This window comes from Anabaenopsis sp. NIES-4685, from assembly GCF_059725405.1.
In genome coordinates this window covers 3,020,560-3,036,789 of sequence record NZ_AP043602.1, presented here as the reverse complement: position 1 = coordinate 3,036,789, position 16,230 = coordinate 3,020,560, and the positions used below count along the sequence as shown (strand labels likewise).

Below are 16,230 nucleotides of genomic sequence, written 5' to 3'. Positions count from 1 at the left end.
ACTACCTATTTTTCAGAAATACAAAAAGTTAGCTCTAGGGTCGAGCTATATTGGCTTGGATGTCGTCAAAGATTGCACCATCGGCAAAGAATTTCGGACTAACTTGATTCCATCCACCAAAATCCTTGATGGTGAATAAGTTGGAGATTTGGGGATAGGTATCGGCAAATTCCGCGACTACTTCTGGTACAACTGGTCGGAAACCCACTTTGGCAAATTCGCGCTGGGCTGCGGGGGTAAAAAGAAACTGCACAAAAGCTTCTGCTACTTCCCGGTTACCTCGCTTATCAACATAGCTATCGACTACGGCAATCGGGTTATCAATGGAAATATTAACTTCGGGAATTACGTAGGGTAAGTTTTGTCCCTGTTGTTTAGCTAAGATGACTTCGTTTTCATAGTTTATCAGTGCATCTCCCTGTTTTTGTACGAAGAATGCATCAGTAGCTTCCCGTGCATCTCTGGGTAGAACTGGCACGTTTTTGTAGACTTTAGTCACAAAGTCTTTGGCTTGTTCTTCCGTGCCGCCTGTTTTAGTTACCTTTCCCCACAAGGCCATATAGTTCCAACGAGCGCCACCAGAGGTTTTGGGGTTAGCAGTAATAACACTGACATCACTGCGGGCTAAATCATCCCAGTCTTCAATGTTTTTAGGGTTGCCTTCACGAGTAACAATCACACCCACGGAACGATGGACAATACCATCACCGTTGGGTGTCTTTTTCTCCCAACCTGGTTTAATCAATCCGGCATCCTGAAGTTGCAAGGTATCTGCTGATAGAGCTAGGGCGACAATATCTGCCTCTAATCCATCAAGCACTGCACGGGTTTGGGAGCCTGATCCGCCATAGCTCTGGTCAAATTTGACAGTTTGGCCTGTCTTTTCTTGCCACTCTTTGGCGAATAGGGGAATGATTTTTTCGTAGGCGGCGCGGGTGACGGCGTAGCTGACTAGGGTCAGTTCTTTTGTTTGTGAAGTGCTACCACTCTTATCAGGAGAAGGAGAGCAGGCGGCGATCACACCACTTAAACTGATTCCTACTAAAAACAGCGAAATAAAACTTTTTAAAGACCTGGGTTTCCATCGATTCCAAATATATTGCGACATACTGTCCTTGTGCTCCTGAATTTAATCTACGGTTAATCTATCAAGTTATAGTTCTTTCGGGATGATTTTTAGATATTACAGATAATTCCATGAAATAGCAAGATATTCTCCATAATCCCCATCAAGAATGTGGGGATTATAAAACTGTTAAAAGTCCAAGCTTTATGCGGGCGATAAGCCTGATCCGTGGCGCTTTGCTTACCGCTCTAGCTATAATTGTCTAAAATAGCCTCAATTTTTACATCATCTAGATGATTTTTCGGTAGTTCGTGAAACTCATACACAGCATATTGCATCTCTTGTCAGGTAAGCTGGTAGCCGGTAAGATGCCGCACGACAAGAGTTTTATCATGCATATTTGTACTTCATTTACCTGAAATATGCTGTAAGTTGGCTTTCAAGCCTCCCCTGATAGCCCCTAGCGTAGCCATAGCAAAAAGCCAGCAACTTAGTTGCTGTTTCTGGTGGGGTTTTCGGCTTGCATTCTTTAGAGATAATTAATTCGGCTGGTTTTCCCAAGTAGGGACTTCCACAGGCGGAGGAGTTGACCCTTGAGTTTCCATTGGTGGTGTGGGGATATTGATCGTGGGATTGGATGGACTCACGGGGGGGGGTGATGCCATATCTTTACCTATAGTCGGTAAAGTATTATCCTGGGAACCCTTTTGCTGTGAAGCCTCACGATCATCACGGATTTTTCGTAATCTCTCCACTAATGGTGGTGTGGGAGTAGTGCTAGGTGTGACTGATGGCTGAGTAGATATGGGTGGGGGCGCACTTTCGGTGGAAGTGGTGTTACTGGTATTTGGAATTTGCTTCTGAACCAGGGGAACATCATCCTGGACTGTTCTACGAGTTCTCACGGGTACAGAGCGACGCGGTAAGGAAACAGGGGGATTTGCTCTCCTGTTAATCTGTTCTTTTTCCAATGAAGATGGTGCATTACCCAATGGTGTTTTTGGTTCCGGCTCAACTGTGGGCTGTTCAAATAGCTCTGGTGAAGATAACTGTGTGCGAGAATTAGAAAATATCCTAGTAATACCAAAACCTGCTGTGCCTGCAACAAGTGCTACAGTTAGAGCTACCAAGATTCGAGCAGCACCCTGGTTCTCAGAGCTTGATAGCTTTTTTTGCCGTTTGGGGACAACTTTTTGCCGCTGCTGCACAGGTAAGACTACAGTTGGTACTGTCTGAGTTGTCACTGCTCGCTGTGCATTCATGCTGTATACTGGTAATAATTGCAACCATTCTGCAACGGTTGCCGGACGAAATTGAGGTTCTACGGCCATACCACGCATGACGGCTTCATTCACTGCCGCACTCAGGTGCGGTTGCAGTTCGCGAGGAGATGACATTTTTTCGCGATCGCGTAACAATACTGGTAACGGAACCTGTCCTGTCAACAAAGCATACAAAGTTGCGGCTAAACCATAAACATCTGTAGCGGGTGTACGCTGTGCTTGGGTTAAATATTGTTCTAGGGGAGAATAGCCCTCAGAAACCATTCCAGTGTGAGTTTGCCTCACACCATGATTAAATTCCCGAGCAATGCCAAAATCAATCAGCACTACTTCCTGAGTTCCCTCTCGGAGGATAATATTATCTGGCTTGACATCCCGGTGCAGCAAACCATTGTTATGTACCACCTGTAATGCCGAGCCAATTTGACGAATATAATGAATTGCTGTGGCTTCCGGGATGGGTATAGCCGGTAATACAAATGCTTCTCCCAAAGTATAGCCACGAATGTATTCCATCACCATATAAGGTAGTCCAGCTTCCACAAAAAAGTCACTGACGCGGACAATGTGAGGATGGATACAAATAGCCAATCTTCTGGCTTCATCTTGGAATTGGCGCTCAAACTTAGCAAAATCAGGATGTTGACGCAGCCGTTCATTGATAGTTTTGATCACTACCTCCTGACCTAAGTAGTTATGATTAGCCTTAAAGGTAATGCCAAAGCCACCGCGCCCTATTTCCTGAACTAGGGTATATTTACCACCTTGCAAAGTTGTGCCTGCTAACATAGAAAGTGTTGAATCTGAGTGCTGATTAAGCAGATATTGCTGATTCTAGGGTCTTCCGGCAATTCCAAATCGCCAGATGAACACAGATAATTCTGTAACTCATCTCCATGAAAACCGCTATATGTTCAACTGTCGAACTGGAAAACCTCCCGCTTATATTAACACCTTCATCTTTCTCATCATACAGTAGACCTGAGAGGATGCCCTTAAAATCGCTGTCCTATATCTATATGGAGTTTGCCTTCGCCCTGATCATTTATACCATAATCAGCCCGAATTAAGCCCAGAGGTGAGTCAATACGGACTCCAGCGCCATAACCAAAACCATGACCAGGTTTACCCTGCATCCCGCCTGGATCTCCCAATACAGTACTACCAGAGCCTAAGTCGGAGGCAAAATCGGCGAATACTACACCCCCCAATACTGGCACAATGGGGAACCGGTACTCGGCGCTAGCTAATACATAAGTGCGACCACTACCCAAGTCCCCTCGATCATAACCCCGCACCGAATTAGAACCACCCAAGTTAAAACTTTCATATGCTGGTAAAACACCAATTACTGTACCAGCTTGAAAATTCACAGCGAATACTTGTGGCTGTGTAGTATTACTGTTAAAAAACTTGACGGGCATATATTGTGTATAGTTAGCCTTGAAGCGGTTCATGGCAATATTACCTTGACCAAGTGGTAAAGATTGTTCTGTGCTAAGTCTGACTACAGAACCTTGAATAGGATTAAAAACATTATCTCGTTGATCTTGTATGGCCAGAAAGGATACTGTAAACAAATCATCAAGACCAGTACCACTAACGGAGAGGCTATTGCCCCGTGCCTCTGTTGGGGTAATATTACCTTGGCGATCGCGAATACTAGTGCGAGTGTAGTTAAATCCCAAAGTGGTATCCCAATTATCCAGGGGTAGCTGGAAGCTGATACCAGTACCAATCCGGGCTTCCCGCACCCTGTCACCATTGGGTAGTGTCACACCTTTACGAAAAGTTGGGGAAATCTCCCGGCGACGGAAAGCATTAATTTTGTAGCCTAAGCGATTAGGTGCAGTGGCACGATAAGGACTAGTAAACTGAGTATTAAACTGCAAATCATGAAGACTTAGACCCACATTTACACCTAAATTATCATTAATACCGCCAAAATTCCGGTCTTGATAGCTTAAGGTGGCAAATAATCCCACGTCAGAGTTAAAGCTAGCACCTAAATTAATAGTACCGGTGTTAAATTCTTTCAGTTCGTAAACTAAATTAATTGTTTGGCTATCACCTTCGAGGGCAACATTCACAGTTTCAAATAAGCCAGTAAGATATAACCGTTGTATATCTTGGCGCAGAGTATTTCTCGAAAAATTTGCCCAGACTTGAGTTGTAACTGCTGTCTGAGGAAATCTGGGTGGGTACGTCCGACCACGGGTTTACCCTGACTATCAAGGGTTTGACCATCCTTATTAATAAAGCGAAACTTAATCTCACCTACCAACCCTTGAGCAACATTTACTGTCAGGACACCTTTCCCCTTCGGTGCTGGGGAAGCAATTGTAAGTGATGTAGCTGTTGCTTTCAAGGTAATATTGCTAGCTGCCAAACTAGCTAAAGTTAGAATTGCAGCAGAAGAAACTCGCATAATTAATACTCTAGTCTAATGAACTGGGAGTGAGTTGTACTCAAATGAATTCATGAGCATATCTTGCCCAAACCAACAGTTAATTTTAATATTTTGTTTTTGACCGGATTATAGTCGGTAAATTTTCTCTGCCAGCAACAATTTCCCATTACCCGTGTTTTTATGAGTAATATCTCCCAATTATCGCCAGATGCAGCTTCTTGTTTTTCTCCTTTCCAGGTACTTGTTTTAAGTAATGGTCACGGGGAAGATATGATTGCTGTGAGAATTTTACAGGAACTCCAACAACAAGAAAACCCCCCAGATATCTTTGCATTACCTTTAGTCGGTGAAGGGCGTGCTTACCAAGAGCTAGGTATCCCCTGTATTGGTTCAGTACGCACTATGCCATCTGGTGGTTTTATTTACATGGATGGCAAGCAGCTGCTCAAAGATGTACGTGGCGGTTTGGTGCAACTTACCCTCAATCAAATTCATGCTGTTCGTGGTTGGGTGGGTTCTCAAAAAAAATTAGGTAACAACAGTGCTATTTTAGCTGTGGGGGATATTGTTCCGCTGTTATTTGCTTTTTTTAGTGGTGGTAATTATGCTTTCGTTGGTACTGCAAAATCAGAGTATTATGTGCGTGATGAAGTAGGACTATTACCCAGGAAATCAAAAGCTGCACGTTGGGAAAACTTTTCGGGTTCGATTTATCATCCTTGGGAACGTTGGTTGATGAGTTGTGGCCGTTGTCAGGCTGTGTTTCCTAGGGATGCGTTAACTACCCAAATATTACAAAATTGGTCAATTCCTGCAATTGATGTGGGTAATCCCATGATGGATGGTCTAACACCAACCTGTATATCGGCTCCTGATGAGCAAGAAATAGCCAGACCATTAGTGATTACTCTCTTACCGGGTTCCCGTCCTCTTGAAGCCTACGCTAACTGGAAAGTGATTATGAGTGCTGTTTGCGCATTAATGGCTAGTTTCTCACAAGCAGATGGGATTTTACATAGTTATAGTTCTATGGTGTTCTTAGGGGCGATCGCTCCTGGTTTAGATCAAACTATTTTATCCCGTACTATTGAGTCTCAAGCTTGGCAAACCCATGGAGAATCTCCTGTCCCCATTGGTGATCCTGATGCTTTGATATTTCGGCAAGGAAACAGTTATTTGGTGTTGACACAACAAGCTTATAATGATTGCTTATATTGGGGAGATTTTGCGATCGCCATGGCTGGTACAGCAACCGAACAATTTGTAGGTTTAGGCAAACCAGCCATCGCCATTCCCGGTGATGGTCCCCAATATAACGCCGCCTTTGCGGAAGCTCAAAGCCGACTTTTAGGAGCATCTCTGTTTTTAGTCGATCATCCCGCACAAGTTCCTGACATGGTAGAATACCTGTGCCAAAATCCTGATAGGTTACAGATGATTGCCTATAACGGAATACGGCGCATGGGTAAACCAGGCGCTGCACGCCGCATTGCTGATTGCTTAAATCAAAAATGGTGCTAGTATGAGCAACCATTAATGATTAACCGACCAAACCAGAACGCAGAGCACGTACTGCTGCTTGGGTACGGTCATCAGCACAGAGTTTATTGAGGATGTTACGAACATGAGTTTTAACTGTCCCCACTGTGATGTATAGTTGTTCGGCAATTTGCCCATTGCTGCATCCAGCTACAATCAACTCTAAAATTTCTAGTTCCCGTTGAGTCAGAGGATAGGTTTCTAAAACTTGTTCGTATTCCGTTGGCAGTGCTCCAATTTTAACTGTTTTCTGCTTATCCGTGGCTTGGCTTTCTCCAGGAATGCCTTGGCGCATTTTCCGTAGTACCACATTGGCGATCGCTGGATCAATCCAAGAGTTGCCGCCATAAGTTGCTTGTATTGCCTCAGTTAATTTATTGATGCTAGTCTCTTTCATATAATAAGAATCTGCACCGGCGGCAAAAGCTGCTAGTACGGCATCTTCTGTATGGTCCAATTGTTAAAATCAGAATTTTGGTGGCAGTTTGCCCTGTTTCTGCTTGGTAACGTCTAAATTTGCGAGTTAGTTCAATACCATCCATATCAGGTAAGCCAATATCTACCACTGCCACATCTGGTTTAGCGGTTTCTAAAAGTTTCAGTCCTTGAGTGGCATTTGCTGCTTCACCTATTACCCTCAGAGCGCTGTGAGATTGTAATGCAGCTCTGAGTCCCATTCTGGTTAAATCATGATCTTCTATTAAAATAATGCTAATTTCACTCATTGTTATACTCACTGTTGATAATTGGGTCTTCCTAGAAATATGTCCTGATTTTTTTTAGCAGTTTATCTTACTTGATTCCTAACCAAAGGTAGATGAGATTTTTATCTAAAATCATCCTTCGATAGAAATAATAAATTTCCAATTTTTCACCCTATATTCTCTTAAAAATACAGCTAAAGATATAGGTTCATTTTTCCAATCATTATGAAATATTCCTATGATTTATCATCTATCTGATGTCTCCAGTAGTAGAAACTTCCTGAATACTATTTTAAACCCTTAATAAAATTTTCTAGATATTTATAAATGAAAAACACTCTATGCCAACAAGTTTGTTTAACCATGAACATTATAGCAATTTAGCCAAGGAAAGGATAATGACCCAAAAGAAAAGTAGACTAAAGGTAAGGGAGAAAAGGAAATGGGACTGCGGCGAATCAGTACAGCGGAATTTCTCCAAAATCGTTGGTTATACCCTGTGTAGCAGACCTTACCCTAACTGTTGTGTGGGGGTAGCCACAGTTACCCGGTGCTGTAGTCCCAGTATTCATTCCGTCTCAGAGGATGAATTATTACACAAGCAAGGATAATGACTGAAATCACACGATGGGGTATTGAGGTTTTGAGATCCCGGACTTCTTTGAGCAATTCCAAACTTTTGGGTATGTTGACACCAAGTCCGGGATCTGTGGATGCGATGATTGGCGATCGCCGCACTTTTAGCTAGGGTCAGACTCACAGCCACCGCATGAGTGGAAGTGCGTGGGGTGCACAATACACGATTTTGGTACTTAACTCTCACTAATGACTGAGGACGGGCGTTAGCACACTCATTTAGAATTGTTTTGAGGGTTCAGAAAGTATTTTATGTGACTTTATCTCAATTTGGTCTTCCTGAGGGCGAGTCATAGTCAATGGAGAGCAACTACCGTGGTTGTGATGACCTATCAAACCATATCCAGACATAGTGGAGGTTAAAAAACTACAACGTGAAAATTATTGGCTATATTTTCATTCAAGTCTATGAGCTGTAGTTATCAGGAAAAAGTATGGCAGTACTGAACAAAACATAACAACTATACAACATTTATGAGTAAATTACATCCCTCAAGAGAAATATCTGATTCTTGAGAATTCAAGTATGAAAATTATTTAGTGGGATAGTTTGAAAATAGAGATGCTAGACATCAACCTGTATTTGACAGCGAAAATAAAAACCAATGAAAGAAACGCTGAGAATTTTGGTTGTAGACGATGATGAAGTAGATCGCATGAGAGTACGTCAGGCTTTGACTCAGGCTGGGGTCTGTATGGAAATGTCTGAAGTGAGTAATGGAAGTGACGCACTGGCGGCTTTAAGAACGACTACTTATGATTGTGTTTTTCTCGATTATTGTCTACCAGATCAAGACGTTTTGGTACTTATCCAAAGACTACGCTCTTTAGAAATCACAGTTCCTTTAGTAGTATTTACTACTCACACAGATGAAAAAATCGCTATGGAGTTGATGGAATCTGGCGCTACAGACTATCTCTCTAAGTCTAGGCTATGTTCAGAAACTTTAGCACAGGTTTTACGCTATGCCATTCGCATCCACCGCGCCCAAATGCAAGCAGCTTTAGCAAATCAGCGACTCAGAGAAACTAATGAGCGGCTAATTCGTCAAAATCAAGAAGTAGAAAAACAACGACAACAAATTCAGCTGCAAAACTTCAAGCTGTTGGAAGCATCACGGCTTAAATCGCAGTTTTTGGCAACTATATCTCATGAACTGCGAACTCCAATGAATGCTATTCTTGGGTTTTCCCAAATATTATTGCGCCCAAAGTTCGGTAAGCTCACCAATCAACAAACAGATATGGTGGAGCGAATCTTAAACAATGGTAAGAACTTGCTAATGTTGTTGAATGAAGTTCTGGATTTTTCCCAGCTGGAAGTAGGACAATTAGAGTTAGAGCCGGAATTATTTGATTTAACAAAAACTATCAATATTGTTGTCGCCCAAATGCGTTCTGTGGCTGAAGCCAAAAAACTCTCTTTGGGAGTTGATATTGACATGAAAGACTCTCTGGTATTTAATGACTCCGGGCGTATACGGCAGATTTTAATCAATTTATTATCCAATGCTATTAAATTCACAGATTCCGGTGCTATTTCCCTTGAAGTTAAAGAACTCCCCAACAACCAATTAGCGATCGCTGTACGGGATACAGGGATTGGTATAGCTCCCAGAGATTTTCAACATATTTTTGAAGCTTTCCGACAAGTTGATCAAAGTATGACGCGCAAATATCCTGGTACAGGACTGGGTTTAGCAATTATAGATTCCTTGGTGCAAATGATGGGGGGTCACATTACTGTGGAAAGTCAATTGGGGGTTGGTTCTATGTTTAGAATTGAAGTACCACGGCAACTATCGTTACCCAGCAAAATCGATACCCTCCCAGGTTTAAATTTAGATGGTCACGATATTTTTTGCTCTGTTCAAAATCCTAACCATTGTCCGCCCAAATCTCGCAAAGCATCGATGGGTTTTCCCCATCTCAAACTCTAAATTATTGTCATAAACCCTTGATAAACCATGTCTGTTGTGGAAAAGCCTAAAATTGATCGCATTCTCGCTGTTGATGATAGTAAAGATAATCTGATTTTGGTTCAAACCATTCTCGAAAGTGAAGGATATGACATTGACCTAGTTACAGATGGTATTACAGCTTTGCAACGAGTTGAACAATGTCCACCTGATTTGATTTTACTAGATGTAATGATGCCGGGAATAGATGGTTATGAAGTGACTCGGCGAGTTCGCAATCATCCTAACTTGAATGTTAACTATATTCCCATTCTGCTGATCACCGCCTTTCATGAATCCAGTGTAGTGCAAGGCTTAGATGCTGGTGCTGATGATTTCATTCGTAAACCGTTTGATACAGACGAACTTTTGGCTAGAGTGCGATCGCTGCTGCGCCTCAAGCATAGTCTTGACGAACAAAAAAAGATGGCGCGCCAGCGCGAAGATTTTGTTTCACGTCTCACACACGATTTGCGTACTCCTCTAGTAGCTGCAGACCGAATGTTAGATTTATTTCAACAGGAAACCTTCTGCCAAATTTCGCCGGAAATGAAACAGGCGATCGCTGTGATGATTCGCAGCAATCAAAACTTAATGCAGATGGTCAATACCTTATTAGAAGTCTATCGCTTTGAGGCGGGTAAAAAGACTTTAAACGATGTTGAGTGCGATCTTACAGAAATTATTCAAGAAGTCAGTGGGGAACTTACTCCTTTGGCTCTTGAGAAAAACTTGGCTATCAAAATAGATAGGAGTAAGTTAGATCTGCACGAAGAAACGGCGGGTGTAGTCATGGGTGATCCCCTAGAACTGCGACGGGTGTTTAACAACTTAATTGGTAACGCCATCAAGTTTACAGATACAGGAGGTATAGAAGTTTGTATTTGGGAAAAATTAGATAATTCTCAGGGTCAAGATTACGTTGTCGTCGAGGTTACAGATACGGGTTATGGGATTGCGCCCGAAGATCAAGCTACTGTTTTTGAGCGGTTTCGCCAAGGTAAAAACAAAAGGTCTGGTAGTGGGTTAGGTCTCCATCTATCCCGGCGAATTGTAGAAGCACACGGTGGTTCAATTACACTCAAATCTGAACCAGGCCGAGGTAGTATATTCACTGTGACTCTACCAAAACATAGCAGTCACTAGTGATTGGTCATTGAACACTTTTGAGAGTTGAGCCAAAATTGAGTTGACCACGTAGCTGACGGCGAATTATTGCCTCTAGATCCTCGATCATATAAGGTTTACTGATGTAGTCGTCAAAGCCCGCTGACAGCAGCCGTTCTCGGTCTTCCCGAGCTGCTAAAGCTGTAACTGCGATCACTGGAATTCCCTCAGTTAGAGGTTCTTGTTTGAGATCATGCACTACATCAGTTCCACTCAGACCTGGTAATAAGATATCTAACATAATCAGGTCTGGTTGATGTTCTTTGGCTACTAATAGGGTCGCTGAACTGTCATTTTGACAAATGAATCTACAGCCAAGGAACTCTAGGGCGTAGCCAATTAGCAGTAGACTGTCATCATGATCTTCCACTACCAAGATTAAAGGCTGCTGAAAGTTTTGCTTGTTTCCGTCACTCATGAATGAATGTGCCAGATACATCTGTTTTCCAGAAGGTTAAATTGGGATTGACCATAGGGTTGCTGAGATAATAACCGAGACATCCCGCAAAGATGATTCTTATCCACGTGATAAACATGGAGAAAAGGAAGCTTCAAGCTATGGGTTGAGTAAGTACTTCTTGATTATACGCAAAACTACAGAATATTTTTATCTGTACAGATAAAAATTATATATTACTTCTGTTTGAAATTTAAATACGTTTATTTACTTAGATTTTGTCTCCTCCCCACATGAAAGTACAACCCCCCTACCTTGAGGTGGGGGAGTGTAAATTGTGATTCCCCTGTAGGGATATGAGGTTAGGGTGTCGCCAACCTCAGTATTAACCGAAATGTTGAATTATGGCATTGGCAAATTCAGAACACTTTAAGGGTTCCACTGGTGGTTCTAGTAACCGGGCTAAATCGTAGGTAACTTGACTGTTAGCGATCGCTTGTCCTAAACCATGCTTAACCAGGTCTGCGGCTTCTTGCCAACCCATGTATTCTAGCATCATCACACCAGAGAGAATCACAGAACCAGGGTTAATTTTATCCAAGCCGGCGTGTTTGGGTGCAGTACCGTGGGTAGCTTCAAACACAGCACAAGCATCGCCAATATTTGCCCCTGGACCAATACCTAAACCGCCGACAATAGCTGCTGCTGCATCTGACAAATAATCGCCGTTGAGGTTCATGGTCGCCAGAATCGAATACTCATCGGGTCTAGTTTGGATTTGTTGAAAAATACTATCAGCAATCCGGTCATTGACCATGATTTTGTCTTTCCACTGGCCGTTACCGTGGCTATGCCAAATTGAGTTGAGAACCGTTTCAACTTCCTTGACAATTTGCGCTTTCTTCTCTTGAGTTAACGCATCATAGCCGGGGTCAATTTGACGGGCGTTATCTTCTGGGGAAATCTCCGAATTTTTTTCCTTGTTGCTTAAAATCCAAGATTCCCGTTCTGTGACGCATTCTTGACGAAATTCCGTAGTAGCTAATTCGTAACCCCAATCACGAAAAGCGCCCTCAGTGTATTTCATGATATTACCTTTATGCACCAAAGTCACCTGTTGCTTGTGTTTGGGCAGTTGTAATGCGTGTTTAATGGCACGTCTGACTAAGCGCTGAGAACCGCTTTTACTGATGGGTTTGATGCCAATACCAGCATCGAGGGGAATTTGCTTTTTCCCATGTTCTGGGGTGGCGGGTATGAGTTCTTCATTGAGGATTTTAATCAAGCGATCGCCGATTTCACTGCCCTGTTTCCACTCAATTCCCAAATAAATATCTTCCGTATTTTCGCGATAAACAATCACATCCAGTTTTTCAGGATTTTTGTGAGGTGAAGGTGTACCCGCATAATAACGGCAAGGGCGCACACAGGCATATAAATCAAAAATTTGCCTGAGTGCTACATTGAGAGAACGAATCCCACCGCCCACGGGGGTAGTCAAAGGCCCTTTAATTGCCACACCATACTCTTTAATTGCGGTCAGCGTGTCTTGAGGTAAATACTGGTATGTACCGTATAAATCACAGGCTTCATCACCGGCGTAAACCTTAAACCAACTAATTTGACGTTGACCCTTGTATGCTTGAGCTACTGCCGCATCTAGGACTTTTTGGGTAGCAGGCCAGATATCAATACCCGTGCCATCGCCCCGAATAAAAGGGATAATTGGATTATCAGGCACAATCGGCTCACCATTTTTAAAGGTGATTTTTGTTCCGCTTGTGGGGGGGATAATCTTGTCGTACATACTTCAAACACTCCTGAATAGTAGGCCGCAAGTTGAAAACTCTTTCATGGGGTTTCCTTGGGATTTTGCTGTGTCTTTTGTTCACCAAGTCACGAGGAGCAGATTTTCCCCTGATTCCCCTGTTACAGTATTTAGGGTGAAGCTATGGGATTTAGCGATAGCTTGCGTGGCGTAGCCATAGCAATGGCAATTTTGTACAATTGATTGCCTTGGGCACCGCGCACAGCGCAATCAAAAATAGTAAACTACTTTTCGCTATCAGTACTTCACCTTAGAGAACACCCGATAGCCAATCGCCTTTTCACTGAACGCTCACACGATTAATGGCATGACAGACCCAATGATTTTATCAGGCACTGCTGACATCGACTCCCTCCGACAATCGTTAATCGCTGGGTCTCTTCAAATCCAACAACAGATTATCCCACAGTTGGCTAAGTTGGGTAATGAGGGATTAGATGTGTTGATGGAATTTTTACAGAAGCGACGTGACCACCCAGCGAACTGGATCGATGGCAAAGCTTACCAAGTCCTCTATAACTCTGATGCACCTCAAGTGAAAGAATTTCTGCTTTCCTGTTTTCCTGAAGGAATTGTACCTCTAAAATCAGATAGCCAGATTAATTATAATCCTTTGCAACATTTACTTGCTACTCAAGACTTCCAAGCCGCCGATCGCATGACGATACAAAAGTTATGTGAACTCGCAGGACCAATGGCTGTACAAAGAAAATGGTTGTATTTTACCGAAGTGGAAAATGCTCCAATTATTGACTTACAAACCATTAACAACCTTTGGTTAGTCCACTCTGGGGGTAAGTTTGGCTTTTCGGTACAGCGCGAAATCTGGTTAAGTTTAGGGAAAAACTGGGAAAATTTCTGGCCGAAAATCGGCTGGAAAAGCGGTAATACCTGGACGAGATACCCCCACCAGTTTACCTGGGATTTAAGCGCTCCTAGAGGTCATCTACCCCTGTCTAATCAACTGCGGGGAGTGCGGGTCATGGCTTCTTTATTATCTCATCCAGCTTGGTCTAAGAGTAGTAATACATGAATTACGCACATTGTTGAAGCACCCTAAATCCCGGACTTATGTAAACATACCTAAGAGTTGGGAATTGATCACAGAAGTCCTGGATCTGAAAACCTCAATACCCTATCGTGTGACTTCTATTGATGGGAGTTGCAAGTGACTCCCATTCCTTCACAGAAATTCAAAGTTGAAATTTTACATCGAATCATGGCAAAAGTTTATTTACAAGATATTAGGCGTAGATTTAACAACGTCACTGCTATCGAGAACATTACTTTTGAAATCCCTGATGGAGAATTTTGGGTTTTAGTGGGGCCGTCTGGTTGTGGTAAGTCTACAATTTTACGCACCATCGCCGGGTTAGAATCTGCTACATCTGGTAATCTATTTATCGGCGATCGCTTGATGAATAATGTTCCGGCCAGACAGCGTGATATTGCTATGGTGTTCCAAAACTACGCCCTGTATCCCCATATGACTGTGGCGCAAAATATCGCCTTTGGGTTACAAATGCGCAAAGTTGACCCTAAGATTATTCAAGAGCGAGTAGTAAATGTCGCCCAATCTCTGTCTCTGGAACAACTACTAGATCGCAAACCCAAACAACTTTCTGGGGGACAGCAACAACGGGTAGCATTAGGACGGGCGATCGCCCGTGAACCGCAAGTGTTTTTACTAGATGAACCGTTGTCTAATTTAGATGCCCAATTGCGGGATGATACAAGGGCAGAATTAAAGCAGTTACATCAACAATTAGGTATTACTACCATCTACGTCACCCATGATCAAGTTGAGGCCATGACTTTGGCTGATAAAATTGTGGTGCTAGATCGGGGGAGGATTCAACAAATTGGCGATCCTCAAAGTATTTATGCGCTTCCGGCCAACCAAATGGTGGCAACTTTTTTAGGGAATCCCCCCATGAATATTTTGCCTGCTATCTATAAAAATGATGTTTTTGATGTCAGTGGTCAGTTATTACCAGTTCCGTCTGGTGTGAGGGAAAAGGTAGAGTTACGCTCCGGTCAAAGTTTTGATTTGGGGATTCGTCCTGAACATATTTATATTCAGGAACCACAAACACCTGGAGAACTGACACAGGAGCAGTTGGGAGCGTTGTCTGTCCAGGTGAAGGTGGTGGAACCTTTGGGACGGGAAACTTTGATTCGTGCTAGTTTACCTGGTTCCATGACGGTGATTAATATTCAGACATCTGCTGATGTTCGCCCCCGTCCAGGTGACCAGTTATCTTTACAACTCGATTTAAATCACTTGTTTATATTTGATACTGCAACCGGCGATCGCCTTTGGTATTCCCCAAGGCGCAATCCCATCTTACCCGAATAGTTATAAAGGTTTAAATCCGGTGGCTTTGAGGATTTCCCTGTCCCCTTGCTTGACTATGAGGGTGGAAGAGCCTGTCCCATCCTCCGTAATCGGTGAGGAAACAATGTATCTATAATCTCCATTCACCCAACCCATCAGACATTCACCACGGCGACAGTTAACTGTACCACCTCTTAGTTTGATACAATTACCTTGGTCATCACATCCTTGATAGGAGAGATTCCCTGTATTATTTACACCTGACCAAGAGTTGCGACCACCAATAGTGATTGTCCACTTACCATTAGTGAAGGTTTCTAATTCAGTGGATTGGGGTTCACCTGTTGATGTTTCCTGCAAAATTTCCATTTGGGAAATTATTGATTCTTGACGAGTTTTACCGCAGGGTTCAGCACTTTCACAATCATTTAATGATGCGATTTCATAAGAGGCGGCGTACTTTCTGATTTAAATATTTGTCTGCTTGGTCGCAAATCTCAAAGGATGCTCCGACATTATGTTCTTTTCCCTGATCATCTACTATGGTGGCGTAGCAGATAATATCGCCGGTGACTAATTCCTTGACTGTAGCGATTGTTGGCTGATTATTGCCGGAAGCTTTATTACTATTGTCTGTGCTTGTATTATCTCCCCCCGTAGATGATGTATCCGCTGTTATCGTTTGATTTTCCGTTATTTCTGCCCTATTGTTTGTAGTATTTGTACTGTTATTTTCAGTATTACTTGGGGAATTGGTACAACTATTAATCAAAATTGATGAAACAATTATCACCAGGGTAGCAATTAACTTATTCATGATACTTTGAATTCAAGTTTTAATAAAAGAATACAGTTTGAAGAAACACTATCTGAATCTGAAGAGTTAAAAGCTATATAATTTAAT

General features: G+C 42.6%; 12 protein-coding genes and 2 pseudogenes. 6 read left to right on the top strand and 8 right to left on the bottom strand.

Going from position 1 to position 16,230, the window contains the following annotated elements:
• Nucleotides 1-34 precede the first annotated feature (34 nt).
• From AC6IZ0_RS13055 to AC6IZ0_RS13045, 3 genes and pseudogenes are all read right to left on the bottom strand, one after another.
• Nucleotides 35-1,108: a sulfate ABC transporter substrate-binding protein gene (locus AC6IZ0_RS13055; protein WP_497723271.1), complete on the bottom strand. Its 1,074-nt coding sequence runs from the start codon at nucleotides 1,106-1,108 to the stop codon at nucleotides 35-37.
• A gap of 497 nt (nucleotides 1,109-1,605) precedes the next feature.
• Nucleotides 1,606-3,138 carry a serine/threonine-protein kinase gene (locus AC6IZ0_RS13050; RefSeq protein ID WP_497723269.1) on the bottom strand — a complete coding sequence of 511 codons (1,533 nt, stop codon included), beginning with the start codon at nucleotides 3,136-3,138 and terminating at the stop codon, nucleotides 1,606-1,608.
• 206 nt (nucleotides 3,139-3,344) lie between these two features.
• Nucleotides 3,345-4,666 (bottom strand): annotated as a pseudogene (locus tag AC6IZ0_RS13045) (BamA/TamA family outer membrane protein); the annotation flags it as partial.
• 273 nt (nucleotides 4,667-4,939) lie between these two features.
• Between AC6IZ0_RS13045 and AC6IZ0_RS13040 the strand changes: the two are divergent.
• Nucleotides 4,940-6,280: a lipid-A-disaccharide synthase-related protein gene (locus tag AC6IZ0_RS13040; protein ID WP_271732629.1), complete on the top strand. Its 1,341-nt coding sequence runs from the start codon at nucleotides 4,940-4,942 to the stop codon at nucleotides 6,278-6,280.
• 19 nt (nucleotides 6,281-6,299) lie between these two features.
• Here AC6IZ0_RS13040 and AC6IZ0_RS13035 read toward each other — a convergent pair.
• A pseudogene (locus AC6IZ0_RS13035) lies at nucleotides 6,300-7,023 on the bottom strand (response regulator).
• Between the two features lie 589 nt (nucleotides 7,024-7,612).
• Here AC6IZ0_RS13035 and AC6IZ0_RS13030 point away from each other — a divergent pair.
• The 3 genes from AC6IZ0_RS13030 (at nucleotide 7,613) to AC6IZ0_RS13020 (ending at nucleotide 10,742) form a co-directional block, all read left to right on the top strand.
• Complete coding sequence (locus tag AC6IZ0_RS13030; RefSeq protein ID WP_271732627.1) at nucleotides 7,613-7,750, top strand: hypothetical protein; 138 nt, start codon at nucleotides 7,613-7,615, stop codon at nucleotides 7,748-7,750.
• 493 nt (nucleotides 7,751-8,243) lie between these two features.
• Nucleotides 8,244-9,578 (top strand): ATP-binding response regulator, encoded by a 1,335-nt coding sequence (locus AC6IZ0_RS13025; RefSeq protein WP_497723267.1) that lies wholly within the window; start codon nucleotides 8,244-8,246, stop codon nucleotides 9,576-9,578.
• Between the two features lie 27 nt (nucleotides 9,579-9,605).
• On the top strand, nucleotides 9,606-10,742 hold the full coding sequence (locus tag AC6IZ0_RS13020; RefSeq protein WP_271732623.1) for a hybrid sensor histidine kinase/response regulator: 1,137 nt from the start codon (nucleotides 9,606-9,608) through the stop codon (nucleotides 10,740-10,742).
• A gap of 7 nt (nucleotides 10,743-10,749) precedes the next feature.
• Here the strand turns inward: AC6IZ0_RS13020 and AC6IZ0_RS13015 are convergent, their stop codons facing one another.
• Nucleotides 10,750-11,202: a response regulator gene (locus AC6IZ0_RS13015; RefSeq protein WP_497723266.1), complete on the bottom strand. Its 453-nt coding sequence runs from the start codon at nucleotides 11,200-11,202 to the stop codon at nucleotides 10,750-10,752.
• Nucleotides 11,203-11,545: 343 nt separating this feature from the next.
• Nucleotides 11,546-12,967 (bottom strand): NADP-dependent isocitrate dehydrogenase, encoded by a 1,422-nt coding sequence (locus tag AC6IZ0_RS13010; protein WP_497723264.1) that lies wholly within the window; start codon nucleotides 12,965-12,967, stop codon nucleotides 11,546-11,548.
• A 328-nt stretch (nucleotides 12,968-13,295) separates the two neighbouring features.
• Here AC6IZ0_RS13010 and AC6IZ0_RS13005 point away from each other — a divergent pair, with 328 nt between their 5' ends.
• Entirely contained in the window at nucleotides 13,296-14,021 is a 726-nt protein-coding gene (locus AC6IZ0_RS13005; protein ID WP_497723263.1) for a GUN4 N-terminal ARM-like repeat domain-containing protein, read from the top strand.
• Between the two features lie 186 nt (nucleotides 14,022-14,207).
• Nucleotides 14,208-15,347 carry an ABC transporter ATP-binding protein gene (locus AC6IZ0_RS13000; protein ID WP_497723261.1) on the top strand — a complete coding sequence of 380 codons (1,140 nt, stop codon included), beginning with the start codon at nucleotides 14,208-14,210 and terminating at the stop codon, nucleotides 15,345-15,347.
• Here AC6IZ0_RS13000 and AC6IZ0_RS12995 read toward each other — a convergent pair whose 3' ends face one another.
• Both AC6IZ0_RS12995 and AC6IZ0_RS12990 read right to left on the bottom strand, forming a co-directional pair.
• A complete protein-coding gene (locus tag AC6IZ0_RS12995) occupies nucleotides 15,348-15,695 on the bottom strand; it encodes a hypothetical protein (RefSeq protein WP_497723259.1) in 348 nt (115 codons plus the stop codon). It lies immediately after the preceding gene.
• Between the two features lie 73 nt (nucleotides 15,696-15,768).
• Nucleotides 15,769-16,143, bottom strand: a complete 375-nt coding sequence (locus AC6IZ0_RS12990) for a hypothetical protein (RefSeq protein WP_497723258.1) — start codon at nucleotides 16,141-16,143, stop codon at nucleotides 15,769-15,771.
• Between the last annotated feature and the right edge of the window lie 87 nt (nucleotides 16,144-16,230).

What these genes read in the sequence shown, in the direction of transcription:
- AC6IZ0_RS12995 (WP_497723259.1), bottom strand. Translation starts at nt 15,695, where the DNA reads ATGGAAATTTTGCAGGAAACATCAACAGGTGAACCCCAATCCACTGAA.
- AC6IZ0_RS13005 (WP_497723263.1), top strand. Translation starts at nt 13,296, where the DNA reads ATGACAGACCCAATGATTTTATCAGGCACTGCTGACATCGACTCCCTC.
- AC6IZ0_RS13020 (WP_271732623.1), top strand. Translation starts at nt 9,606, where the DNA reads ATGTCTGTTGTGGAAAAGCCTAAAATTGATCGCATTCTCGCTGTTGAT.
- AC6IZ0_RS13030 (WP_271732627.1), top strand. Translation starts at nt 7,613, where the DNA reads ATGACTGAAATCACACGATGGGGTATTGAGGTTTTGAGATCCCGGACT.
- AC6IZ0_RS13050 (WP_497723269.1), bottom strand. Translation starts at nt 3,138, where the DNA reads ATGTTAGCAGGCACAACTTTGCAAGGTGGTAAATATACCCTAGTTCAG.
- AC6IZ0_RS13015 (WP_497723266.1), bottom strand. Translation starts at nt 11,202, where the DNA reads ATGTATCTGGCACATTCATTCATGAGTGACGGAAACAAGCAAAACTTT.
- AC6IZ0_RS13040 (WP_271732629.1), top strand. Translation starts at nt 4,940, where the DNA reads ATGAGTAATATCTCCCAATTATCGCCAGATGCAGCTTCTTGTTTTTCT.
- AC6IZ0_RS13010 (WP_497723264.1), bottom strand. Translation starts at nt 12,967, where the DNA reads ATGTACGACAAGATTATCCCCCCCACAAGCGGAACAAAAATCACCTTT.
- AC6IZ0_RS13055 (WP_497723271.1), bottom strand. Translation starts at nt 1,108, where the DNA reads ATGTCGCAATATATTTGGAATCGATGGAAACCCAGGTCTTTAAAAAGT.
- AC6IZ0_RS13025 (WP_497723267.1), top strand. Translation starts at nt 8,244, where the DNA reads ATGAAAGAAACGCTGAGAATTTTGGTTGTAGACGATGATGAAGTAGAT.
- AC6IZ0_RS13000 (WP_497723261.1), top strand. Translation starts at nt 14,208, where the DNA reads ATGGCAAAAGTTTATTTACAAGATATTAGGCGTAGATTTAACAACGTC.
- AC6IZ0_RS12990 (WP_497723258.1), bottom strand. Translation starts at nt 16,143, where the DNA reads ATGAATAAGTTAATTGCTACCCTGGTGATAATTGTTTCATCAATTTTG.